Below are 23,077 nucleotides of genomic sequence, written 5' to 3'. Positions count from 1 at the left end.
CACCCACGCACCCACGGAGGAGACCCGCGTGCCCCAGACGCACATCCACCCCGACGTCGATCGCGTGCTGCTGACCGAGCAGCAGATCGCCGATCGGCTCGCCGAGCTCGGCCGGCAGATCGCCGAGGACTACGCGGACGAGCCCCCGATCATGGTGGGCGTGCTCAAGGGCGCCGTCATGGTCATGGCCGACCTCGCCCGCGCGACGGACCTCAGCGTCGAGATGGACTGGATGGCCGTCTCGTCGTACGGATCGGGCACCAAGTCCTCCGGCGTCGTCCGCATCCTCAAGGACCTCGGCGCGGACATCTCGAACCGCCACGTGCTCATCGTCGAGGACATCATCGACTCGGGGCTCACGCTGAAGTGGCTCCTCGCGAACCTGCGCTCGCGCGGCCCGAAGTCCGTCGAGATCGCGACCCTGCTGCGCAAGCCGGACGCCGCGAAGGTCGAGATCGACGTGCGCTACCTCGGCTTCGACATCCCCAACGAGTTCGTCATCGGCTACGGGCTCGACTACGCGGAGACCTACCGGAACCTCCCCTACGTGGGCGTCCTCAAGCGCTCGGTCTACGAGGGCTGACATGGCGAACGACCCCACCACCTCCCGGTCCGGGCGGCGCAAGCGCCCGTTCACCTCCATCGCGATCTGGGTGGTGGTGGCGCTGCTGGCCGGCATGGTCCTGTTCACCTTCCTCGGTCGGGACGGCTACCAGCAGGTCGACACCGAGCAGGGTCTCGCGCTGCTCGAGGGCGGCACCGTCGAGCAGGCGAAGATCATCGACGGCAACCAGCAGCGCGTCGACCTCGTGCTCACCGAGAACTACAAGGACGGGGACGAGGACAAGGGCAAGAAGGTCCAGTTCTCCTACGTCACCGCCCGCGCGGACGACGTCGTCTCCGCCGTGACCGCCGCGGACCCCGAGAAGGGCTACACCGACGAGATCGCCACCAGCTCCTGGTGGTCCACCCTCCTGGTGTCCTTCCTGCCGCTGCTGATCTTCATCGGCTTGTTCTGGTTCCTCATCATGAACGCCCAGGGCGGCGGCGGCCGGGCGATGCAGTTCGGCAAGTCCAAGGCGAAGCTGTTCAACAAGGAGTCCCCGAAGGTCACCTTCGCGGACGTCGCGGGCGCCGAGGAGGCCGTCGAGGAGCTCGACGAGATCAAGCAGTTCCTCGTGGACCCGGGCAAGTACCAGGCCGTGGGCGCCAAGATCCCCAAGGGCGTGCTCCTGTACGGCCCTCCCGGCACCGGCAAGACGCTCCTCGCGCGGGCCGTGGCCGGCGAGGCGAACGTCCCCTTCTACTCGATCTCCGGCTCCGACTTCGTGGAGATGTTCGTGGGCGTCGGCGCGAGCCGCGTGCGCGACCTCTTCTCGACGGCGAAGGAGAACGCCCCCGCGATCATCTTCATCGACGAGATCGACGCCGTGGGCCGCCATCGCGGAGCCGGCATGGGCGGCGGCCACGACGAGCGCGAGCAGACGCTGAACCAGATGCTCGTCGAGATGGACGGCTTCGACGAGAACCAGAACGTCATCCTCATCGCCGCCACCAACCGCGTGGACATCCTCGACCCGGCGCTGCTGCGCCCGGGCCGCTTCGACCGCCAGATCGCGGTCGAGGCGCCCGATCTCAAGGGCCGCCTGCACATCCTCACCGTGCACGCCAAGGGCAAGCCGCTCGCGCACGACGTCGACCTCGAGGCCGTCGCCCGGCGCACGATCGGCATGTCCGGCGCGGATCTCGCGAACGTGCTCAACGAGGCCGCTCTGCTCACGGCCCGCTCGGGCAACCAGATCATCGACAACCGGGCGCTGGACGAGGCGATCGACCGCGTGTCCATGGGCCCGCAGCGGTACTCCAAGGTCATGTCCGAGCGCGAGCGCCAGATGACCGCGTACCACGAGGGCGGCCACGCGCTCGTGGCGGCGGCCATGAACAACTCCGCCCCGGTCACCAAGGTGACGATCCTGCCGCGCGGCCGCGCGGGCGGCTACACGATGGTGGTCCCCACCCAGGACCGCAACTACCAGTCCCGCAACGAGCTGCTGGACCGCCTGGCCTACGCCATGGGCGGCTACGCCGTCGAGGAGAGCATCTTCCACGACGTCACCACCGGCCCCAGCTCCGACCTGCAGAACGCGACGAAGATCGCGCGCACGATGGTCACGCAGCTCGGCATGAGCGGGAAGATCGGTCAGGTCGCCCTCTCCGGCGACCAGGACGAGGTCTTCGTGGGCATGCAGCAGGGGCAGGGCCCCGCCTACAGTGCGGAGACGGCGAGCATCGTGGACCAGGAGGTCCGCGCCCTGCTCGACAACGCCCTCGACGAGGCCTGGGCCGTCATCTCGGAGAACCGCGACGTGCTGGACCGGCTCGTCGAGGAGCTCCTCGAGAAGGAGACCCTCAACGAGCACGACCTCGCCGCGATCTTCGCGGATGTCCGCAAGCACCCGCGGCGCGAGGTGTGGCAGTCGGACACCGACCGTCCCGCCCTCGCCCCGCCGAGCGTCGGCGTGAGCACGACCGGCACGGGCACCGAGTCCCACGACGCCGGCGAGCCGCTGCAGCCGGGCGCCCCCGAGCTGCCCCACCCGGGCGGCGACGGCCCCGGGATCCCCGGCGCCCCGGGGCAGACCGACGGGACGGGGTACTGAGATGCCGGTCGACCTGGACCGCGTCGCCGCCGGTGTCCGCGAGATCCTCGCGGGCATCGGGGAGGACCCCGACCGCGACGGGCTGCGCGACACCCCGGCGCGGGTGGCGCGCATGTACGCGGAGGTCTTCGAGGGTCTCGACAAGGACGCGCACGAGCCGCTGTCCACGACCTTCGAGATCGACCACCAGGAGCTCGTGCTGGTGCGGGACATCCGATTCCACTCCCTGTGCGAGCACCACCTGCTGCCGTTCCACGGCGTCGCCCACGTGGGCTACATCCCGGGGAACGGCCGTGTGACGGGGCTGAGCAAGCTCGCCCGTCTCGTCCACGTGTACGCGCGGCGCCCGCAGGTGCAGGAGCGGATCACGACCCAGATCGCGGAGGCCCTCATGGAGGAGCTCGGCGCGGCCGGCGCGATCGTCGTCATCGAGGCGGAGCACCAGTGCATGTCCATGCGCGGCGTTCGCGCCGAGGGCGCCCGCACCGTGACCAGCGCCGTGCGCGGTCAGCTGCGCGACGGCGCGACCCGCGCCGAGGCCATGAGCCTCATCCAGCGGGGCTGAGCCGTGGGCACGCCGGTGCGTCGACCCCGGGGGCTGCCCGCGTCGCTGGGGGAGGACCGCACCCTCGTCATGGGCGTCCTCAACGTCACCCCCGACTCCTTCTCCGACGGCGGCCACCACGACCGCTACGAGGAGGCCGTCGCCCACGCCCGGCTGCTGCTCGAGCAGGGTGCGGACATCATCGACGTGGGCGGCGAGTCCACCCGCCCGGGCGCTCCCCGCGTCGACGAGCAGGAGGAGCTGCGGCGCGTGGTCCCCGTGGTCGCCGCCCTCGCCGCCGAGGGGGTCACCCTGAGCGTGGACACCATGCGCTCCTCCGTCGCCGCGGCCTCCGTCGAGGCCGGCGCACTCATCGTCAACGACGTCTCCGCGGGCTCCGCGGACCGCGACATGGGCACCATCGCCGCGGGCCTGCGCACCCGCCTGGGCACCCCGCCGGTGTTCATCGCGATGCACTGGCGCGGCCACAGCGACGTCATGAACGACCTCGCCGTCTACGAGGACGTCGCCGCGCAGAGCGCCGCCGAGCTCGATGCCCGCCTCGGGGCGCTGCGCGCCGCCGGCCTCGAGGACGACTTCCTCGTCGCGGACCCGGGGCTCGGATTCTCCAAGACCGGTGACCAGAACTGGGAGCTGCTCGCGCACTGGGACGCGATCGCCTCCCACGGCCTGCCCGTGCTCATCGGGGCCTCCCGCAAGCGCTTCGTGGGGGCTCTCGACGTGGACCGGGACGCGGCGACGGCCGCGATCAGCGCCTACAGCGCGGAGCGCGGCGCCTGGGCCGTGCGCGTGCACGAGGTGCCCGCGAACCTCGCCGCGGTGCGGGTCGGCGACCGCCTGCGTCATGCCCGGGGGACCCGACAGGAGGAACGCGCATGAGCCTCGCCGCGACCGAGCCCGCCCGTGACCGCATCGAGGTCGCCGGGATCCGCGCCTGGGGCCGCCACGGCGTGCTCGCCGAGGAGACCGAGCTCGGCCAGCAGTTCGTCGTGGACGTCGCTCTGCACGTGGACACCGCCGCCGCCGGCCGCGGCGACCGTCTCGAGCGGACCGTGAACTACGCCGAGGTCGCGCGGATCGCCCGTGAGGAGATCGAGGGCGAGCCCGTCGCGCTCGTCGAGACCCTCGCCGAGCGCCTCGCCGCCCGCGTCCTGGGGACGATCGGCGACCCGCTCGTGCGCCGCATCGAGGTGGCCGTGCACAAGCCCGCGGCGCCCGTCGGCCTGCCCGTGGACGACGTGCGGCTGCGGATCGTCCGCGACGCCGAGCCCGTCGACGCGGTGCTCGCCGCGGGCACCAACCTCGGGGACCGCGAGGGGCATCTCGCGCGGGCGCTCGCGCTCCTGGACCGCACGCCCGGTGTCGAGGTGGACTGGACCTCCCCGGTGGTCGAGACGGACCCGGTGGGCGGGGTCGAGCAGGACGCCTTCCTCAACGCCGTGATCGGCGTGCGCACCGTGCTGTCGCCCTTCGCGCTGCTCGCGCAGTGCCAGCGCCTCGAGCAGGACGCCCGTCGCGAGCGCCTCGTGCGCTGGGGCCCGCGCACGCTCGACGTCGACGTCATCGCCTACGGCGCGCACACGAGCGAGGACGAGGAGCTCACCCTCCCGCACCCGCGCGCCCACGAGCGCGCCTTCGTCCTGGAGCCGTGGCGGCTCGCCCGTCCCGGGGCCCTGCTGCCCGGGCACGGCGAGGTCGCCGCGCTCGCCGCGGCCGCCCCCGACCGGGACGGACTGCGCCCCGGTCCCGCGATCCCGGGATACGCGCGCTCGTGAAGCCGCTGAGCATCCCGCTGCTGGTGCTGATCTGGCTGATCGGCACCGGCCTCGGCGCGCAGGTCCTCGACGTCATGGCGGCCCGCGGCCGCAGCGTCCCCGTCACGGGCTGGCTCACCACGGTCGTCGAGCTCGCTCTCATCGGCGTGCTCCTCGTGCACGGTCTCCCGCTGCGGCGCTACATGGCGGAGAGCCGGGAACGCGACGAGCACCCCACGGTCGCCCCGCGCCGTCACCAGATCGACCTGCCCACCGCCTACCGCACGGTGCTGATCGCCCGGGCCTGCGCCTACACGGGCGCGATCGTCGGCGGGCTGTTCTCCGGGCAGGCGCTGTTCCTCCTGATCACCGGCACCGGCGAACTGTGGAGCGCGGTGGTGCCGAGCACCGCCGCGGCCCTCGCGGGCACCGCCCTGGGCGTGCTCGGCGTCGTCGTGGAGCGCTGGGGCACGCTGCCCCCGCAGGACGGCGAGGGCGGGGAGCGGGCGCAGGTCGGGTCCTGAGCCGCGCGCCCGGGCGAGGGACGACGTCCGTCGGACCGTCCGTCGACCTCCGGGGAGGCCCGTGCCACGGCATCGGTGACACGATGTCCTCATGACCTCCTCGCCCGACGAGCCCACCGCGCCGCACGAGCCCACCGCACCGGACGAGCACAGCGCCCCGCACGAGACCGTCGCCGGGCACGATCCCGCCCCGACGATCCGCGACGAGCGGCTGCTCGGCGTCGACGGACTGCGCCCGGTGTCGCCGTCGCTCGTCCCCGCCCGCTACCTGGCGGCGATCCCGGGGTACGTGATCGCCCTCGCCCTGGCCGTCGGTGCCGTCGTGCTCGCGGCGGTCACCTCCTGGTGGTGGATCGCCGCGGTCGCCGTCGTGCCCCTCGCCGTGATCGTCCAGTCGCTGCTGCTCACCCCGCGCCGGGTGCGGGCGATCGGCTATCTCGACGGCGAGCAGGAGCTCGTGATCGCGCGCGGGATCATGTTCCGCACGATCTCGACGGTCCCCTACGGCCGGGTGCAGTCCGTGACGATCGGCGAGGGACCGATCGAGCGCCGCTACGGCCTCGCGACCCTCGAGCTCACGACCGGCGCCTCCGACGAGGCGCCCTCGCTGCCCGGCCTCCCGCGGGACGAGGCGGAGCGTCTGCGTGCCCTCCTCGCGGAGCGCGGCGTGGACCGGATGGCGGCGCTGTGAGCCCCGCGCTCCCGTCCGGACATCGTCGCACCCATCCGCTGACCCCGCTGGTCACCGGCTGGCGGATCGTGGTCGGTGCGGTCGCGGTCCTCACCGCGCAGAACCTCGCCGCGCTCGTGGGGGACTTCACCGTGCGGCGGCTGCTGATCGGCCTGGGGGTCCTCGCGATCGCGGTGGTGGTCGGCGTCGTGATCTCGGCGCTGTCGTGGTGGGCCACGAGCTACGGGGTGGACGCCGAGGGCGTCGTGCTGCGCAGCGGTCTGCTGAACCGGACCCGCCAGTTCGCGCCTCGCGCCCGGATCGAGTCCGTCTCCCTCGAGCGTCCTCTGCTCGCGCGTCTCCTGGGCCTCGCGAAGGTGCGCATCGAGGTCGCGGGCGGCGGGGACTCCTACCTCGACATCGCCTACGTGCGCTCCGCGGAGGCGGAGGACCTGCGCCGGCGGATCCTCGAGGTCGCGGCCGGGACCGCGCCCGCCGCCGTGGTCGGGCCGCCGGCCGACGGCGGCCCCGCGGACACGACCGGACCCGCGGTCGCGGCGACGTCGGGGACCGCGGCAGTGACCGGGCCCGCGGACCGCCCGGCGGAGGAGCCGGACCTCGCCGCGAGGGCCCGGGAGATCCTGCACGACGGCGTCACCGACGGCGAGCTGATCGCCGAGATCCCCACGGAGCGCCTGGTCCGCTCCCTGCTGCGTGACAGCTCCTTCCTGCTGGGCCTCGCCGCGAGCGTCATCGGCCTGGGTGTGACCATCGCGCTCGCGATCTGGCAGGAGGGGCTGTCGATCGCGATCCTCGTGCCGCTGCTCCCCGCCGTGATCGCGGTCCCGCGCTACGTGTTCGGCCGCATCGAGAGCGGCTGGGGGTTCGTCTCCCGCGTCTCCGACTCCGGGCTGCGGATGCGCCGCGGCCTCGCGAACACCCGGGCGGACACGATCGCCCCGGGCCGCATCCAGCGCCTCGAGCTGCGCCGGCCGCTGCTGTGGCGCGCCCCGCGCTGGACCGCCGTGACCGTCACCGTCGCCGGCATCGACGAGGACGAGGACAGCGGCGCGCGCAGCGTGCTCCCCGTGGGCACCCCGGACGAGCTCGCGTCGACGATCGGCCATCTCGCCCCGCCGCTCGGGACCGACGACGACCTCGCCGCGCTCGAGCAGCTGCTCACCGTGCCCGCCCGGGAGCTGCCCGGCCTGCGCGCGCCGCACCCCCTGCAGTGGTACGACCGGCGCACCGTCGTCACCGTCCTGCTCCCCGGCGCCGTGGTGCGCCGCAGCGGTCTCCTCGCCCGCCGGGTGCAGATCGTCCCCCGCGACCGCGTCCAGGAGATCTCCGTGGGGGACGGCCCGCTCGCCCGCCGGCTCGGGACCCTGGACCTCTCCGTCGCCGTCGCCGGCCACACGGTCGCGCTCGACGCCCTGCCGCGGGCCGACGCCCTCGCGCTGCACGCCGCCCTGGCCCTCGACGCCGCGACCGCCCGCCGCTACACCGATCGCGACGGCTGGCCCGTCCCGCCGCTGGCCGCGGCCGCACCGGCCTCCCGCGGGACGTCCGAGCCCGCCGCCGCGACCGGAGCGGGGGAGGCGCGATGACCGCCGACGCGCCCCGGCTCGGCATCGGGATCATCGGCGCGGGCCGCGTGGGCGCCGTGCTCGGTGCGGCGCTGCGCGCGGAGGGCCACGCGGTCACCGGCGCCTACGCCGTCTCCGACGCCTCCCGGGAGCGGGCGGCGGAGCTCCTGCCCGGGGTGCCGCTGCTCGACGTGCCCGCGATCGTCGAGCGCAGCGAGATGCTGCTGCTCGCCGTGCCCGACGACCAGCTCGGCCCGCTCGCCGCGGGCATCGCCGCGACGGGGCTCGCGCCCGGCGGTCAGCTGGTCGCGCACACCTCCGGCCGCTACGGGACCGAGGTGCTCGCCCCGCTCGCCGAGGCCGGCTGCGCGACGCTCGCGATCCACCCCGCCATGACCTTCACCGGCACCCGCGACGACCTGCCGCGACTGCTCGGCTGCCCCATGGCGATCACGGCGAGCGAGCTCTTCGCGCCGATCGCCGCGGCGCTCGTCGTCGAGCTCGGCGGGGAGGGGCTCGTGCTGCCCGAGGGGGACCGCGCGCTCTACCACGCGGCCCTCGCGCACGGCGCGAACCACCTCGTCGTCCTCGTGGACCAGGCCCGCGAGGCGCTCGCGCGGATCGGGATCGAGGAGCCCGGGCATCTGCTGCGGCCCCTGCTCGAGGCCGCCCTGGACAACGCCCTGCGGCACGGCTCCGCCGCGCTCACGGGACCGGTGGTGCGCGGGGACGCGGGCACCGTCGCCTCGCACCTCGGCGCGCTCGACGATCTCGACGCGACCGCCCTGCCCGGTGATCCCGCGGACACCTCCGCCACCTACCGCGCCCTCGCGCGCGCGGCCCTGGACCGCGCAGGACTACCCTCCCTCACGGAGCAGCGGATCCGCGCCCTGCTCGAGGACCCCGACACGGAGGACGCATGACCCGCCCCGGCCCCGACCGCACCACCGCCCTCGTCACCACGAAGGCGGCCCTCCGCGAGGCCCGCGCCGCCCTGCCGGGGACCGTCGCGCTGGTCCCGACGATGGGCGCCCTCCATGACGGCCACCTCGCGCTCGTCGCCCGTGCGCGCGAGGTCGCGGACCACGTGATCCTCAGCGACTTCGTCAACCCTCTCCAGTTCGGCCCGGGGGAGGACTACGAGGCCTATCCGCGGGACCTCGACGCGGACCTCGCCGCCGTCGACGGGCTCGTTGACCTCGTCCTCGCGCCCTCGGCCGAGGAGATGTACCCGGTGCTCCCGCCGACCGTCTCGGTGAGCGCCGGGCGCGCCGGGACGCTCCTCGAGGGCGCCGCCCGGCCCGGGCACTTCGACGGGGTCGTCACCGTCGTGACGAAGCTGCTGACCCTCGCCGCGCCCGATGTCGCCGTGTTCGGCCGCAAGGACGCCCAGCAGCTCGCGATCCTCACCCGCCTCGTCGCCGACCTCGACCTCCCGGTGCGGATCGAGCCCGTGGAGATCCAGCGGGAGCCCTCGGGCCTCGCACGCTCGAGCCGCAACACCTACCTCTCGGACGCGGGGCGCGACCGCGCCCTCGTGCTCTCCCGAACGATCACGGCGGCCCGGGAGGCCGCGCCCTCCGTCGGCGCCGTCCTCGGGACCCTCGACGACGCGCTCGCGTCGGACGAGGCGGAGTGGGCCTATGCGCTCGCCGTGGACCCCGCGACCCTCGACCCGATCACCCCGGAGCACCGTGGGGAGGCCCTCGTGGTGCTCGCCGCCCGGGTCGAGGGCACGCGTCTGCTCGACGCGGCCGTGGTGTCGCTGACAGCACCCTGAGCTCACGGGCCCCGTCCGGGGTAGTCGTGGGACAATCGCGTCCATGAGCAACGAGACCCCCGCCGCCGAGCAGCCGGACACCTCCGACCAGATGGCGGTGCGCCGCTCCAAGCGGGAGCGGCTTCTCGACCGCGGCGAGGAGGCCTACCCGGTCTCCGTGCCGGTCACCACCACGATCGCGGCGGTCCGCGCCGAGCACGGCGACCTCGAGGCCGGGCAGGAGACGCAGGTCGAGGTGGGCATCGCCGGCCGCATCGTCTTCCAGCGCAACACCGGCAAGCTGTGCTTCGCGACCGTCCAGGACGGCACGGGCGAGCGCGTGCAGATCATGCTGAGCCTCGCCGAGGTGGGCGAGGAGCGCCTCTCCCAGTACAAGGCGGACGTCGATCTCGGCGACCACGTGTTCTTCCACGGCCGCGTGGGCGCCTCCCGCCGCGGCGAGCTGAGCATCTTCGCCGATGCCTGGCGGATGGCCGCGAAGGCCGTGCGCCCGCTCCCGGTGCTCCACGCGGACCTCTCCGAGGAGTCCCGCGTGCGCCACCGGTACGTGGACCTCATCGTGCGCCAGCAGGCGCGGGACACGGTGCGCCAGCGCGCCGGCCTCATGCGCTCGCTGCGCAGCTCCTTCGACCGCCGCGAGTTCGTCGAGGTCGAGACGCCGATGCTGCAGGTGATCCCCTCGGGTGCCGCGGCACGGCCGTTCGTCACCCACATGAACGCCTTCGACCTCGACCTCTACCTGCGGATCGCGCCTGAGCTCTTCCTCAAGCGCGCGGCCGTGGGCGGCCTCGACCGCGTCTTCGAGATCAACCGGAACTTCCGCAACGAGGGCGCGGATTCCACCCATTCCCCGGAGTTCTCGATGCTCGAGGCATATCAGGCGTACGGGGACTACGACACGATCGGCGAGCTGACGCAGCAGCTCGTGCAGGAGGCCGCGGAGGCGGTCACCGGATCCCAGGTCGTCACGCTCGCCGACGGCACCGAATACGACCTCTCCGGCCAATGGGAGAAGATCACCGTCTACGGCTCCCTCTCGGAATCCCTCGGCCAGGAGATCACCACGGAGACCACCGTCGAGGAGCTGCGCGCGATCGCCCGCTCCCTCGATCTCGATCTCGACCATCCGAAGTTCGGGCACGGGAAGCTCGTCGAGGAGCTCTTCGAGCACCGTGTGGGGGACCACCTCCATGCTCCGACCTTCGTGCGGGACTTCCCGGTCGAGACGAGCCCGCTCGTGCGCGCCCACCGCGACACCCCCGGGGTCGTCGAGAAGTGGGACCTCTACGTGCGGGGCTTCGAGCTCGGCACCGGCTACTCCGAGCTCGTGGACCCCGTCATCCAGCGTGAGCGCTTCGAGCAGCAGGCGCGCCTCGCCGCGCAGGGCGATGACGAGGCGATGCTCCTGGACGAGGACTTCCTCGAGGCGATGGAGTACGCCCTGCCGCCGACGGGCGGCATGGGGATGGGCATCGACCGCCTGCTCATGGCGATCACCGGCCTCGGCATCCGCGAGACGATCCTCTTCCCGCTCGTGAAGCCGGGGGCCTGAGATGGACAGCGGATTCTGGTACGAGGCGGGCTCGCTGCTCCCGCCGGTCGGCGTGGGCCTCGTGTTCTGGTTCGTGATGCGCTCGCTGCTGCGCTCGGACAAGAATGAGCGCGACGCCGAGAAGGCGGCGGAGAAGGAATACCGGCTCCGTCACGGAATCGACGATCCGGATGCGGCGGAGGGAACCGGAACGGCACGGAATTCCTCCTGAATTCGGCGCGGCGGTTGTGAATATCCGGCCACCGCGCACATAATGGTGCACGCCCATCGACCTCCACTTCTCAGGAAGTCGGAGAACAACGTGTACCTAGGAGGTACCGACATGGCCCGGAAGACCTATGTGGAGCTCGTCGACGACATCGACGGCTCGACGGCGGAGCAGACGGTGAGCTTCTCGCTCGACGGCGTCTCCTACGAGATCGACCTCTCCGAGGAGAACGCCGCGAAGCTGCGCGAGGACATCGGCGAGTGGACCGCGAAGGCCCGCCGCGTGGGCGGTCGCCGTTCGACCACCCGCGCCGGCCGCGCCGCCTCCTCCGGCGACTCCGCCCGCATCCGCGAGTGGGCCCGCGAGAACGGCTACGAGGTGCCCGATCGCGGCCGCGTCGCCGCCTCGCTGCGCTCCGCCTACGAGGAGGCCCACCGCGACTGATCCGCGGTGATCCGAGAGCTCGGGCCCGTCACCCTCCGGGGGTGACGGGCCCGAGCTCGTCGTGCGGTGCGCCGCTCAGCGACGGGCGGTCACCAGCCGCGGATCGACCAGGCCGCGGTGTGCTCCGCCTCCGGACGCAGCCGCACCACGTCGGTGCCGGAGCGGAAGGCGTCCGGCGGGCAGGTCATCGGCTCGGTCGCGAGGCCCAGCCGGTGGTTCTCCGGCTCGGGCCGGTCCCCGGTGTGCAGCTGCAGCCACGGGCACTCCTCGCCCGCGCTGAGCTCCACGCCCGTGCCGCCCGGGGCGGTGATGGTGACGCTCAGCCGGCCGTCCTCGTCCCGCGCGAGATCCGTGAACGCATGGTCGATGAAGAGGTCGCCGATCACGCGCGGCGACGAGAAGTCGAAGTCGGAGCCCGGGGCGACCGGGACGGTGCCGGTGGGCAGCAGGCGGTCCTCGGTCACCGTGAGCACGGTCGCCGCACCCACCTGCAGGGTCCACGTGTCCAGCGGCTCCGGCCCCGCCACCAGGTACGGGTGGGGGCACACGCCGTAGGGGGCGTCCGCGGCGCCGAGGTTGCGGGCGGTGACGGTGGTCGTCAGCCCCGTGCCCTCGTGCAGCGCGTAGCGCACCGTGAGCAGCAGGTGGAAGGGGTAGCCGGGGGTGGGGAACAGCTCGGTGCGCAGCACGAGCTCGTCCTCCCCGGCCTCGGCGACCGCGAACTCCTGGAAGGAGACCAGGCCGTGGAGGGCATTGCCCCGCTCGACCTCCGTGATCGGGGTCTGCAGCTCCTGGCCGTCCCAGGTGTAGGCGCCGTCCCCGATGCGGTTGGGCCACGGCGCGACGATCGCCCCGCGGTAGTGGGCCATGGGACCCTGCTCGGGGCTGCGGACCAGCAGGTCGCGGCCGTCGACGGTGAGCGACTCGAGGGTCGCGCCCACGGTCGAGACCTCGGCCCGGTAGGGCCCGGCGGCGAGGGCGAGCAGCGCGCCGCGGTCGCGGGTCGCGGGGGAGGGGACGGTCATCGGGAGGTCTCCTGGGATGTCGGGGCGGGGGTGTCGCCCGGGGCGGAGGAGTCGGGCTCGGGCTCCGGCTCGGGCTCCGGCTCGGGGTCGACGAGGACGACGTGCAGCTGCCGGGGGCCGTGCACACCCTCGACGCGCTCGAGCTCGATGTCGCTCGTGGCGCTCGGCCCGGAGATCAGGGTCCAGGGGGAGGAGGGGTCCTCGCCCATGCGCTCGATGCCCTTGGGCACGCCGAGCACCACCTGGTCGGCCTGCACCACGACCACGTGGCGGTCCGGGACGAGGGTCAGCGCCCGGCGTCCGGAGAGGTCGTCGGAGCGCAGCACGAGCGTGCCGGTCACCGCGATCGCCGTGTGGCAGCCGGTGAGGACCGCGTCGATCACGTCGAGCTCGCGGGGGCCGGGGGTGCCGTCGTCGACCTGCACGGCCGCGGTGACCTCGGAGGTCCAGTCCTCGGGGACGCCGGGCGGGACGATCACCGACCCGGCGCCGTCGAGCGCCTCGGCGATCGCGGCCGGGAGCTGCGAGGGCGTCGTGCGGTGCACGGTCGCGCGGTAGTCCGCGATGCGCTGGGCGAGCACGTCGCGCACCTTGGCGGGGTCCGTGGAGACCTCCTGGCGGTCGTCGGCCCGCTGGTAGTCGCGGGGGACGTCGGCCGCCTCGGTGACCGCGTCGCGGCGGGGGACGTCGAGGGCGGCGCGGAGCCGCGCCATGATCTCCTCCTTGGCGCTCAGCCCCGGGGTGTGGACGGGACGGGCGGCGGGCCTCGTGCTCATGCCTGGCCCTCCTGCTGCTCGTCGCCGCTCGTCGCCGGTGCGGCGCCCGTTCCCGACGAGGAGCCCGCGGCACGCTCCTTCTCGTGCTGGTCCCACCAGGAGCGGAAGGACGGCCCGGGCTTGGGCAGGTCGCGGTGGTCGGTCCAGCCCGGGACGATCGGCAGCGCATGGGGCAGCGTGCCGATGTTCTTGCCCGGCATCACCTTCGCGAGCGTGCCCGCGGAGCGCACGGCGATGTCGTAGGCGCGGGGGGAGGACATGAGCCGGCTCGCGCCCTTCATCGACACGTCCCAGGCGCCGTGGAACTCGCCGCGGGTGCCGCGACGACGGTCGACGTCCTTCGCGCGGAGGTGCACGAGGACCGCGGGGATGTCGATCTTCACCGGGCACACGTCGTAGCACGCCCCGCACAGGCTCGAGGCGTACGGCAGGGTCGCGGAGGGGTCGTCCTTGTCCTGCACCCCGGTCATCTGCGGGGAGAGGATCGCCCCGATCGGGCCCGGGTAGGTCGAGCCGTACGCGTGGCCGCCGGCGCGCGCGTACACGGGGCACACGTTCAGGCAGGCGGAGCAGCGGATGCAGTGCAGCGCGGAGCGGCCGTCCGGGTCCTCGAGCACTGCGGAGCGGCCGTTGTCGAGCAGCACCAGGTGGAACTCCTGCGGGCCGTCGCCCTCGCGCACGCCCGTGAAGAGGGTCGTGTACGGGTTCATCCGCTCCCCGGTCGAGGAGCGCGGCAGGAGCTGGAGGAACACCTCGAGGTCCTGGAAGCTCGGCACGACCTTCTCGATCCCCACCACGGAGATGAGGGTGCGCGGGAGGGTCAGGCACATGCGGCCGTTGCCCTCGGACTCCACGACCACGAGGGTGCCGGTGTCCGCGACGGCGAAGTTCGCGCCGGAGACCGCGACGGAGCCGGGGGAGTCCAGGAACTTCTCGCGCAGGTAGCGGCGGGCCGCGCCGGCGAGCTCGGCGGGGTCGTCGGTGATCGAGGGGTCGAGGTCCGGCATCGACTCGAGGAAGATCTCGCGGATCTGCGCGCGGTTGCGGTGGATCGCGGGGACCAGGATGTGGCTCGGGGTGTCCCCGGCGAGCTGGACGATGAGCTCGGCGAGGTCCGTCTCGATCGCGCGGATGCCCGCGTGCTCGAGGGTCTCGTTCAGCGCGATCTCCTGCGTGGCCATCGACTTGACCTTGAGGATCTCGCGGGCGCCGCGCTCGATCGCGAGGGAGGTGACGATCTCGCCGGCCTCCTCGGCGTCCCGCGCCCAGTGCACGGTGCCGCCGGCCGCGGTCACGGAGGCCTCGAGCTGCTCGAGCAGCTCCGGGAGGTGATCGGTGACCTGCCACTTCAGGGCGCTGCCGGCGTTGCGGAGCTTCTGCCAGTCGCGCACCTCGCGCACCACGCCGGCGCGCTTGGCCTGGATGGTCGTCGTCGCATGGCGGAGGTTGCCGCGCAGGACCTCGTCCGTCAGCTCCTCGCGGGCGGCGGTGGGGAACCCGCGGGTCCCGCGCAGCGTCGAGGAGGGGGAGGCGTGCTGCGGGCGCACCGCCGGCATGCCGAGGTTCACGGTCGCGCTCATGAGGCCCTCCCGAGGATCGTCTCCGAGGGCACGAACGGCTCCTCGCGGGTCGAGGCGAGGATCTGCGCGAGGTGCACGGGCTTGGGCGCCGCGCCCGTGCGGTGCAGCTTCCCGCCGATGTTCATGAGGCACGAGGCGTCGCCGGCGACGACGAAGTCCGCGCCCGTGCGCACCACGTTCGCGGCCTTGTCGGTGACCATCGCGTCGGAGGTCGCGTCGTTCTTCACCGAGAACGTCCCGCCGAAGCCGCAGCAGGTGTCCGACTCCGGGAGGTTCACCACCTCGATGCCCTCGACGGCCCGCAGGAGCTTCAGCGGGCGCGGCCCCACCTTGAGCACGCGCATCGAGTGGCACGTGGGGTGGTAGGTGACGGTGTGCGGGAAGTAGGCGCCGACGTCGGTCACCTTGAGCACGTCCACGAGCAGCTCGGAGAGCTCGTAGGTCTTCGCGGCCACCCGGCCGGCGCGCTCCTCGAGCTCGCTGTCCCCCTCGTGGCGGGCGACGAGCGCGTGCTGGTCACGGACGCAGCCGGCGCAGGATCCCGAGGGCATGACGATCGCGTCGACCTCGTCGAGGGCGGGCTCGAAGGTGTCCACGAACTGCCGCACCACGGGGGCGGCCTCCGTGTAGTAGCCGGTGTTCGTGTGCATCTGCCCGCAGCAGGTCTGTCGGCGGTCGAAGACCACCTCGTGGCCGAGCCGCTCGAGCAGGCGCACGGTCGACGCGGCGACGTCGGGCGCCATCACGTCCACCAGACAGGTGGTCATCAGCGAGATGCGCATTCGGATCCCTCCCGGGTCCGCGGCCCCGGGAGGGCCGCCTGGTGGTCAGTCGTGGGTGAGGCCGAGGGCCGCGGCGGTGCGCTCGAGGGAGGCGTGCGCGGCGTCGGCGTCCGAGGAGAGCGAGGTGCCCCAGCTGGGCACCATCCGCGAGATGATCGGGCGCCAGGCGTCCTGGCGCTCGGGGAACATGCGCGTGAGCAGGCGGATCATGATATCCGTCGCGGTCGAGGCGCCGGGCGAGGCGCCGAGCATGCCGCCGATCGAGCCGTCCGCCGCGGTGATCACCTGGGTGCCGAACTGCAGAACCCCGTGCTTGTCCTTGTCCGGGGCGATGACCTGGACGCGCTGACCGGCGGTGATCTGCTCCCAGTCCTCGGGGCGCGCGGAGGGCATGTACTCCTCGAGCGCCGCGAAGCGCTGCTTCGAGGTCGCGGCGAGCTGCGAGGCGAGGTAGGTCATGAGGTCGATGTTCGGCGGCGCCACGGCCATCATGCGGGTGACGTTCTTCGGGGTGATCGAGGCGAAGAGGTCGGTGTAGCTGCCGGTCTTGAGGAACTTCGGCGACCAGCCGGCGTACGGGCCGAACATGAGCGAGCGCTCGCCGTCGATGTACCGGGTGTCGAGGTGGGGGACGCTCATCGGCGGGGCGCCGACGGCGGCCTTCCCGTAGACCTTCGCGTCGTGCTGGGCGATGACCTCGGGGTTGGTGCAGCGCAGCCACTGCCCGGAGATCGGGAAGCCGCCGAATCCGTCGATCTCGGGGATCCCGGCCTTCTGCAGCAGCGGCAGGGCGGCGCCGCCCGCACCGACGAACACGAACGGGGTGCGCACGACCCGGGTCTCGCCGGTGCTCGTGGAGCGCGACATGACGCCCCAGTCCGTGCCCATGCGACGCAGGTCCACGACCTCCCAGCCGGTGCTGACGGTCGTGCCGACGCGGCGCGCGTGCTCGAGCAGCAGGCCGGTCAGCGCGCCGAAGTCGACGTCGGTGCCGTCCGGCGACCAGGTCGCGGCGACGGTCTCGGTGACGGGCCGCTCCTGCGCGACCAGCGGCGCCCACTCGGAGAGCTGCGCGTGCTCGGTCGTGAAGCGCATCCGGTCGAACAGGGGGTTCGCCGTGAGCGCCTCGTGGCGGCGGCGCAGGTAGTCCACGCTGTCGATCCCGTGGACGAAGCTCATGTGGGGCACGGAGTGGATGAACGCGCCGGGGTCGCCGATGCGGTCGTTCTCCACGAGGTGCGCCCAGAACTGGCGGCTCACCTGGAACTGCTCGTTGATCGTGATGGCCTTGGCGGGGCTCACCGAGCCGTCGACGTCCTGCGGCGTGTAGTTGAGCTCGCACAGCGCGCTGTGGCCGGTGCCGGCGTTGTTCCAGCCGTCGCTCGACTCGAGGCCGATGTCGTCGAGCTTCTCGATCACCTGCACGTCCCAGCCGGGCTCGAGCTCGCTGATCATCGCCGCGAGGGTCGCGCTCGCGATGCCCCCACCGATCAGCACCGCGTCCGCGCGGGTCACGTCCACCCTGAGGTCAGCCATGTCTCTCCGTTCCAGCTGGTTCGTGTGCTCCCGGCGACGCACGGCCCCCGCATCGCCGCGGGGTGCGGGCGCGCCTGCCGGGCGGCCGCGTCCCAGCGTATCCCCCCTGGCCTGTGCATGCTCCGCACGCTCACCCCGGCCCGGGGTCCACGAGACCGCTGCGGTAGGCGGTGACGACGGCCTGGGTGCGGTCGCGGGCGCCGAGCTTGGTGAGCACGGCGGCCACGTGGGTGCGGACCGTCTCGAGCCCCAGCACGAGGTGCCCGGCGATCTCGGGATTGCTCATGCCGAGCGCGAGCAGCTCGAGCACCTCCTGCTCGCGCGGGGTCAGGGCGGGCCCCGCGCGGCGCGCGCCCCGGGCCCGCGGGCGCAGCAGCGTGCGGACGGTGTCCGGGAACAGCAGGCTCGTGCCGCGTCCCACGGTGCGCACCGCCTGCACCATCTCCTCGGCCGTCGCCCGCTTGAGGAGGAAGCCCGAGGCGCCCGCGAGCAGCGCGTCGGCCACGTGGTCGTCGTGGGCGAAGGTGGTCACCACGAGGACCGTCGGCGGGTCGGGCTCGCGCAGCACGAGCTCCGTCGCGCGGATCCCGTCGATCCCCGGCATGCGGACGTCCATGCAGACGAGGTCGGGGCGCCGGGAGCGCACGAGCGCGGGGACCTCGGCGCCGTCGGCCGCCTCGCCGACCACGTCGATGTCCTCCTCCGCGTCGAGGATCAGCCGCAGGCCCTGGCGGACGAGCGGCTCGTCGTCCACGAGGAGGACGCGCAGGAGAGGGGTCCCGCCCGTGCGCGTGCCGCCGGTGCTCGGATCGGGTGTCATGAGGAGCTCCGATGCTCGGGTCGGGTCAGCAGGGGGAGGCGGGAGACAGCGCGCCAGGCCGGCGCACCGCGGCCGTCGACCGGGCCGGCCTCGAGGCTCCCGCCCAGCAGGCCCGCCCGCTCGCGGAGGCCGTCCAGCCCGTGGCCGCTCCGCCGCCCCGGGGGCGACGGCCGGGAGTGCGGCAGGGGATTGGTGACCTCGATGCGCAGCTCGGCGTCCGAGTGCCCGATGTGCACGTCCACGGGGCCGGTGCCGCCGTGGCGGGCGGCGTTGGCGAGGAGCTCGGCGAGGATCCGCTCGAGATGGCGGGAGACGAGCGGCGCGACGTCGGCGGGGAGGTCCACCTGCGCACGCAGCTCCATGCCGGCGCGGCGGTGCCGGTCCAGGAGGGCGTCGAGGGAGCGCGCGGGCGGCGGGCTCGTGGGCGGGGGCGCCTCCCGCTCCTCCCGCAGGACGGCCAGCACGGCGTCGAGCTCCGCGGTCGCCTCCCGGGCCGTGCTCTCGACGGCCTCGAGGGCGCCCGCCACGAGAGCGGGGTCGTCAGCGCCCACGCGCCGCGCGGCGGCGGCCTGGATCCCGATCGCGGTGAGGGCGTGGCCGATCCCGTCGTGGAGGTCGCGGGCGATCCGCCGGTGCTCCTCCTCGCGGTCCGCGCGCGCCTGGGCGGCGGCGAGGCGGTCGGCCGGGGTGGGGCCCAGCAGCGGCGGTGCGAGAGCGGCGGCGAGGAGGCCCAGCGGCCACGCGCCGCCGAGACCCAGGGCGACCTCGGCGAGCCCGAGCGGGACCCGCAGGGCACGTCCGCCCCCGTCGAGGGGGAGCGCCGGGCCGACACCGGTCGCGCTGCCCGTGACCGCCTCCACGAGGGCCGCGACGCCGCCCGGGAGGACCATGCCGAGCAGGGACACGACCGCGAGCCCCAGCAGCTGGTGCAGGACCACGAAGGCGACGGTGCGCACCCGGTGCCCGGCGCGCGGCGCCTCCGGGACGATCAGCTCGCCGCGCGCGCCGAGCATGGCGCGGGCGCCGGTCACCTCGAGCTCGCGGACCCCCGGCACGAGACCGAGCAGGGCGCCGATCAGCACGGCCGCGATCGCGCACAGCGCGAAGGCTGCCGGGGTCGGGGTGCCCAGCACGGCACGGGGCCCGGCGACGATCCCCACGAGGAGCACGGCGAGCGCGGCGACGAGCAGGACGACGGCGAGGCCGATGGCCGCACCGGCCATCAGCCACGCCGTCCGTCGCCCGAGGCGTCGCAGGGAGCTCACGCCCCCATCCTGTCCTGTCCCGGGGCCGAGGGGAGGGTGATCCGGGCGCTGGCCTCCCGGGCGGAGCTCCCGGCGCCGAGCCGCTCACCGGTGAAGCCCCAGACCGCGAGCGCGAGGGACGGGCCCCAGAGCCACAGCGGGAAGATCAGCGCGAACTCGAGCACGAGCGCCGGATCCATCATCGCCGCGCCGTGCAGCGTCGGGACCGCCGCGAAGCACAGCAGGGAGGCGACGAGGCCGCCGGGGACGACGGCCGCGGCGAGCGGCACGGGGCGCCCGGCGACGCCGGGCATCCAGCGCGGGAAGACCTGCGCCCAGGGGGTGATCAGCAGCAGGGTGAGCAGCGAGCCGAGCAGGCCGCCCGCACCGAGCAGGATCCCCCACAGGCGCATGTCGGCGGTGAGCTGCACCGCGTCGGGAGCGAACAACGGCCAAGGGGTGAGCCAGGTGGCGCGCGCGGCGGCGTAGGGCAGCGGACCGGCGGCGGCGAGCACGGTCAGCGGCACGCGGTGGTCGGTGACCCAGGTGGTCGCGCGGCGCGCGGCCTCCGTGCCGCGGGCGACGAGGACGAGCGTGACCGCCCAGCTCGCCCCGATCAGGACGGGGAGCAGGGCGAGCACCATGTCCGGGATCCCGGCGAGCATCTTCGGTCCGAGGTCCCCGGCGAGGGTGAGGATCACCCCGCCGCGGAGGGCGAGGCCGGCGACCAGGGCGAGGCCGGCGATCGCGGCGACGATCCGGCCCGGTCCCCTCCGGCGCAGCCCCTGCACGATGAGAAGCACCACGGCGACGGGCACCGCGAGCGCGGTGAGATAGCCGGCGACCATGAGCGTGGACATCGAGGCGGTGCCCACGCCGATCACGAGGACGTGCAGGGCGGCGACCGCGGCGAGGAGCGTGCGGGGCATGCGCCCGGCGAGGGCGAGACCCCCGCTCAGCACGCCGAGCGTCGCCGTGAGGAGCACGGCGCCCGCGGTGAGGGCCGGGGACGTGAGGGCGATGAGGAAGGAGGTCCGCGGGGTGGGCTGGGGCAGGGGGCCGTCCGGGAACAGGACGAGGGTGAGCACCGCGAGGATCGCCGCCGCGCTGAGCGCGACGCCGGTGACGAGGTGGGGGCGGGTGAGGTCCGGTCTGGTGTCCATGCGTCGAGCCTTCCCGGCGCCCCCGCGGCCCATGTCCCCCGTGCGGGGGAGATCGCTCCCCGCGCGGGGGACTCAGGCCGCGGCGGTCGACGCGTCGATCTGCGCGAGCAGCTCCCTGATGCGACGGGACAGGAGCGCGACCGCGAGCTCGACCGCGACCGCGGGTCCCAGCAGCAGGGCCAGCGGCCACAGCAATGAGCAGGCGAGGCTCCACAGCAGCACGAGGAGCACGAGTGCGACGGCGCGCAGCGGGAGGGCGCCCGGGAGCAGCAGCACGAGGCGCCAGCACACGAGCGGGTCCTGGCGCCGCACCCGCGGGGAGACGGCGATCGCCGCGAGCGCGATGGTGGTCCAGGCACCCGCGATCGCGGCGACCACGCCGAGCGCGAGCGTGGCGCCCGGGCCGCCGGCGAGCCCCGCGGTCGCGATCCACAGCAGCATGAGCGCTCCGCCCTGCACGAGCAGGAGGGGGAGCATCCGGAGGTTCGCGCGCACGAGCTCCTCCCGGAACGTGCGCCACATGCGGGGCAGCACCCGGGCCCGCTCGCCCTCGCGCAGGGCCAGCACGACCTCGGCGGCGGCGGTGGTCGCGGGACCGATGCCCAGCAGGACCAGGCCGGCGACGGTGAGCACGAGCCAGGTGAGGCTCATGAGGACGAGGACCGCCACCCGCTCGATCGCCTCGTTCATGCGCATCGCCCACGAGGGGATCTCGGAGGGCCCGGAGGGGCGGCGGGAGTCGTCCATGCGGCTCAGGGTAGCCGTGCGCGCGGGGTGGGGCGACGGTCGACCGCTGCCAGAAGGCCCCTCAGGTTTACCGACAGAGACCCGATGTCTGCTGGCGTCACTCCGCTGCCGGACAGGAACGTGCGGGAGGAACTGGGAGGAACTGGCGCAGAGACCCGATCTCTGCTGGGATGGTGGCATGTCTGCACCCGAGCGCACCGGCCCCGCGCCCCTCGTCCCCACCGTCGCGCAGCTCGCCTGGCAGGAGGACGGCCTCGGCGTCTTCTTCCACGTCGGCGTGAACACCTTCGCCGGCCTCGAGTGGAGCGACGGCACCCTCGACCCGGCGATCTTCGACCCCAGCGACCTCGACGCCGACGACTGGGTGGGCACCGCGGCCTCCCTCGGCGCCCGGTACGTGGTGCTGACCGCGAAGCACCACGACGGCTTCTGCCTCTGGCCCACCGCGACGACCGACTACTCCGTCGCCTCCTCGCCCTGGAGGGACGGCGACGGTGACGTGGTCCGGGAGGTGGCCGACGCCTGCGCGCGCCACGGCCTGAAGCTCGGCCTCTACCTCTCCCCGTGGGACCGCCACGCCCCCGAGTACGCCGACCCCGCCGCCTACGACGCCCTCTACCTCGCCCAGCTGCGCGAGCTGTGCACCGGGTACGGCGAGCTCCACGAGCTGTGGTTCGACGGTGCCGGATCCGCCGGCAGGGAGTACGACTGGGAGGCGATCGGGGCGCTCGCCGCGGAGCTCCAGCCGGGCGCGATGATCTTCAACATGGGCCCGGCGACGATCCGCTGGGTCGGCAACGAGGACGGCCTCGCCTCGGACCCTGTCGAGTACGTGACCACGAGCGCGGACCTCAACAACTACGACGCGGACACGATCGAGACCGCCGCACCCCGCTACCTGCCGCCCGAGTGCGACGTGTCCCTGCGCACCGGATGGTTCTGGCAGGAGGGGGAGGAGCCCAAGTCGCTGCCGCACCTGCTGGCGATCCACGACCGCTCGATCGGTCTCGGTGCGAACCTGCTGCTGAACATCCCTCCGGACCGTCGCGGCCGGATCGACCCGGCGGACGCCGCGCGCGTCGCCGAGCTCGCCGAGGCCCTCGAGGCCCGGTTCGGGCGCCCCGTCCCCGCGGAGACCCTCGAGCAGCAGGAGGGCACCGTGCGGGCGCACCTTCCCGCGGGCACGAGGTTCGACCACGTCGAGATCCGCGAGCGCCTCGTCGAGGGCCAGCGGGTGCGGGCGCACCGGCTGCGCGGCGCGGACGGCACGCTCCTCGCCGAGGGCGGCACGGTGGGGGTGCGGCGGATCCACCGGCTCGATCGCGCGATCGACGCCGACGAGCTGACCATCGAGCTCGAGGGGGGCGGCGCCGTGCTCGAGACCGTCCTCGTGCACGACGCGACCGGCGCCCCCGTCCCGGACCTCACGGGCGCGGTGAGGGCGAGCACCGAGGAGCCGCGGTGAGCGCTGCCGGGGGCGGCGGGCGACCGTAGAGCGGTCGGCGCTGGCTGCATTCGTCCAGCATCGACAGAGACCCGATCACTGACCGATGGCGTCGAGGGTGATCCGGGCTTCTTACAGGAATGATGGTCCTTGATCTCACCCCGACAGTCCCGTAATGTCCATAGACATCCGAGGTCTGCGGATCGGTGTCGACCGC

The 23,077-nt window shown here is 73.7% G+C and carries 23 protein-coding genes; 14 read left to right on the top strand and 9 right to left on the bottom strand.

Going from position 1 to position 23,077, the window contains the following annotated elements; genetic code table 11:
• Positions 1 to 28 precede the first annotated feature (28 nt).
• The 13 genes from hpt to ABD080_RS00415 all read left to right on the top strand — a co-directional run bounded on the left by hpt (position 29) and on the right by ABD080_RS00415 (position 11,743).
• On the top strand, positions 29 to 583 hold the full coding sequence (hpt, locus tag ABD080_RS00475; RefSeq protein ID WP_137771070.1) for a hypoxanthine phosphoribosyltransferase: 555 nt from the start codon (positions 29 to 31) through the stop codon (positions 581 to 583).
• A 1-nt stretch (position 584) separates the two neighbouring features.
• Entirely contained in the window at positions 585 to 2,660 is a 2,076-nt protein-coding gene (gene ftsH, locus ABD080_RS00470; RefSeq protein ID WP_343903292.1) for an ATP-dependent zinc metalloprotease FtsH, read from the top strand.
• Between the two features lies 1 nt (position 2,661).
• Positions 2,662 to 3,225, top strand: coding sequence for a GTP cyclohydrolase I FolE (gene folE / locus ABD080_RS00465; RefSeq protein WP_343903291.1), 564 nt, complete (start codon positions 2,662 to 2,664; stop codon positions 3,223 to 3,225).
• 69 nt (positions 3,226 to 3,294) lie between these two features.
• Positions 3,295 to 4,104 (top strand): dihydropteroate synthase, encoded by an 810-nt coding sequence (folP, locus tag ABD080_RS00460; protein WP_425546100.1) that lies wholly within the window; start codon positions 3,295 to 3,297, stop codon positions 4,102 to 4,104.
• The gene (gene folK / locus ABD080_RS00455; RefSeq protein ID WP_343903289.1) at positions 4,101 to 5,000 is read left to right on the top strand and encodes a 2-amino-4-hydroxy-6-hydroxymethyldihydropteridine diphosphokinase; all 900 of its coding nucleotides are present in this window, start codon (positions 4,101 to 4,103) and stop codon (positions 4,998 to 5,000) included. Before folP ends, folK begins: the two co-directional genes overlap by 4 nt.
• Positions 4,997 to 5,503 carry a DUF3180 domain-containing protein gene (locus tag ABD080_RS00450; RefSeq protein ID WP_343903288.1) on the top strand — a complete coding sequence of 169 codons (507 nt, stop codon included), beginning with the start codon at positions 4,997 to 4,999 and terminating at the stop codon, positions 5,501 to 5,503. The genes folK and ABD080_RS00450 overlap by 4 nt, the downstream gene beginning before the upstream one ends.
• A gap of 91 nt (positions 5,504 to 5,594) precedes the next feature.
• Positions 5,595 to 6,194: a PH domain-containing protein gene (locus ABD080_RS00445; protein ID WP_343903287.1), complete on the top strand. Its 600-nt coding sequence runs from the start codon at positions 5,595 to 5,597 to the stop codon at positions 6,192 to 6,194.
• Positions 6,191 to 7,780, top strand: a complete 1,590-nt coding sequence (locus ABD080_RS00440; protein WP_343903286.1) for a PH domain-containing protein — start codon at positions 6,191 to 6,193, stop codon at positions 7,778 to 7,780. The genes ABD080_RS00445 and ABD080_RS00440 overlap by 4 nt, the downstream gene beginning before the upstream one ends.
• Positions 7,777 to 8,682, top strand: coding sequence for a Rossmann-like and DUF2520 domain-containing protein (locus ABD080_RS00435; RefSeq protein ID WP_343903284.1), 906 nt, complete (start codon positions 7,777 to 7,779; stop codon positions 8,680 to 8,682). The genes ABD080_RS00440 and ABD080_RS00435 overlap by 4 nt, the downstream gene beginning before the upstream one ends.
• On the top strand, positions 8,679 to 9,539 hold the full coding sequence (gene panC / locus ABD080_RS00430; protein WP_343903283.1) for a pantoate--beta-alanine ligase: 861 nt from the start codon (positions 8,679 to 8,681) through the stop codon (positions 9,537 to 9,539). The genes ABD080_RS00435 and panC overlap by 4 nt, the downstream gene beginning before the upstream one ends.
• A gap of 43 nt (positions 9,540 to 9,582) precedes the next feature.
• A complete protein-coding gene (lysS, locus tag ABD080_RS00425) occupies positions 9,583 to 11,091 on the top strand; it encodes a lysine--tRNA ligase (protein WP_343903282.1) in 1,509 nt (502 codons plus the stop codon).
• 1 nt (position 11,092) lies between these two features.
• Entirely contained in the window at positions 11,093 to 11,302 is a 210-nt protein-coding gene (locus ABD080_RS00420; RefSeq protein WP_343903281.1) for a hypothetical protein, read from the top strand.
• 111 nt (positions 11,303 to 11,413) lie between these two features.
• Positions 11,414 to 11,743: a histone-like nucleoid-structuring protein Lsr2 gene (locus ABD080_RS00415; RefSeq protein WP_137771058.1), complete on the top strand. Its 330-nt coding sequence runs from the start codon at positions 11,414 to 11,416 to the stop codon at positions 11,741 to 11,743.
• A gap of 89 nt (positions 11,744 to 11,832) precedes the next feature.
• On the opposite strand, the gene ABD080_RS00410 is transcribed toward ABD080_RS00415, so the two are convergent.
• The 9 genes from ABD080_RS00410 to ABD080_RS00370 form a co-directional block, all read right to left on the bottom strand.
• Positions 11,833 to 12,768, bottom strand: coding sequence for an aldose 1-epimerase family protein (locus ABD080_RS00410; RefSeq protein ID WP_343903280.1), 936 nt, complete (start codon positions 12,766 to 12,768; stop codon positions 11,833 to 11,835).
• Complete coding sequence (locus ABD080_RS00405; RefSeq protein ID WP_343903279.1) at positions 12,765 to 13,544, bottom strand: LutC/YkgG family protein; 780 nt, start codon at positions 13,542 to 13,544, stop codon at positions 12,765 to 12,767. The genes ABD080_RS00410 and ABD080_RS00405 overlap by 4 nt, the downstream gene beginning before the upstream one ends.
• A complete protein-coding gene (locus ABD080_RS00400; protein ID WP_343903278.1) occupies positions 13,541 to 15,124 on the bottom strand; it encodes a lactate utilization protein B in 1,584 nt (527 codons plus the stop codon). The genes ABD080_RS00405 and ABD080_RS00400 overlap by 4 nt, the downstream gene beginning before the upstream one ends.
• Positions 15,121 to 15,906 carry a (Fe-S)-binding protein gene (locus tag ABD080_RS00395; RefSeq protein WP_343903277.1) on the bottom strand — a complete coding sequence of 262 codons (786 nt, stop codon included), beginning with the start codon at positions 15,904 to 15,906 and terminating at the stop codon, positions 15,121 to 15,123. The genes ABD080_RS00400 and ABD080_RS00395 overlap by 4 nt, the downstream gene beginning before the upstream one ends.
• 45 nt (positions 15,907 to 15,951) lie before the next feature.
• Entirely contained in the window at positions 15,952 to 17,442 is a 1,491-nt protein-coding gene (locus ABD080_RS00390; RefSeq protein WP_343903276.1) for a malate:quinone oxidoreductase, read from the bottom strand.
• 130 nt (positions 17,443 to 17,572) lie between these two features.
• On the bottom strand, positions 17,573 to 18,262 hold the full coding sequence (locus ABD080_RS00385) for a response regulator transcription factor (protein WP_343903275.1): 690 nt from the start codon (positions 18,260 to 18,262) through the stop codon (positions 17,573 to 17,575).
• Positions 18,259 to 19,527: a sensor histidine kinase gene (locus ABD080_RS00380; RefSeq protein WP_343903274.1), complete on the bottom strand. Its 1,269-nt coding sequence runs from the start codon at positions 19,525 to 19,527 to the stop codon at positions 18,259 to 18,261. Before ABD080_RS00380 ends, ABD080_RS00385 begins: the two co-directional genes overlap by 4 nt.
• Positions 19,524 to 20,669, bottom strand: coding sequence for a hypothetical protein (locus ABD080_RS00375; RefSeq protein WP_343903273.1), 1,146 nt, complete (start codon positions 20,667 to 20,669; stop codon positions 19,524 to 19,526). Before ABD080_RS00375 ends, ABD080_RS00380 begins: the two co-directional genes overlap by 4 nt.
• Before the next feature lie 72 nt (positions 20,670 to 20,741).
• The gene (locus ABD080_RS00370; protein WP_343903272.1) at positions 20,742 to 21,416 is read right to left on the bottom strand and encodes a DUF624 domain-containing protein; all 675 of its coding nucleotides are present in this window, start codon (positions 21,414 to 21,416) and stop codon (positions 20,742 to 20,744) included.
• A gap of 178 nt (positions 21,417 to 21,594) precedes the next feature.
• On the opposite strand from ABD080_RS00370, the gene ABD080_RS00365 reads away from it, so the two are divergent.
• Positions 21,595 to 22,881, top strand: coding sequence for an alpha-L-fucosidase (locus ABD080_RS00365; protein ID WP_343903271.1), 1,287 nt, complete (start codon positions 21,595 to 21,597; stop codon positions 22,879 to 22,881).
• The last annotated feature ends 196 nt before the right edge of the window (positions 22,882 to 23,077 follow it).

The sequence above is a fragment of the Brachybacterium rhamnosum genome (assembly GCF_039526185.1).
Taxonomy (GTDB): Bacteria; Actinomycetota; Actinomycetes; order Actinomycetales; family Dermabacteraceae; genus Brachybacterium; species Brachybacterium rhamnosum.
Note: the sequence above shows the minus strand (reverse complement) of the source record. Positions and strands in the feature narration are given on the sequence as shown.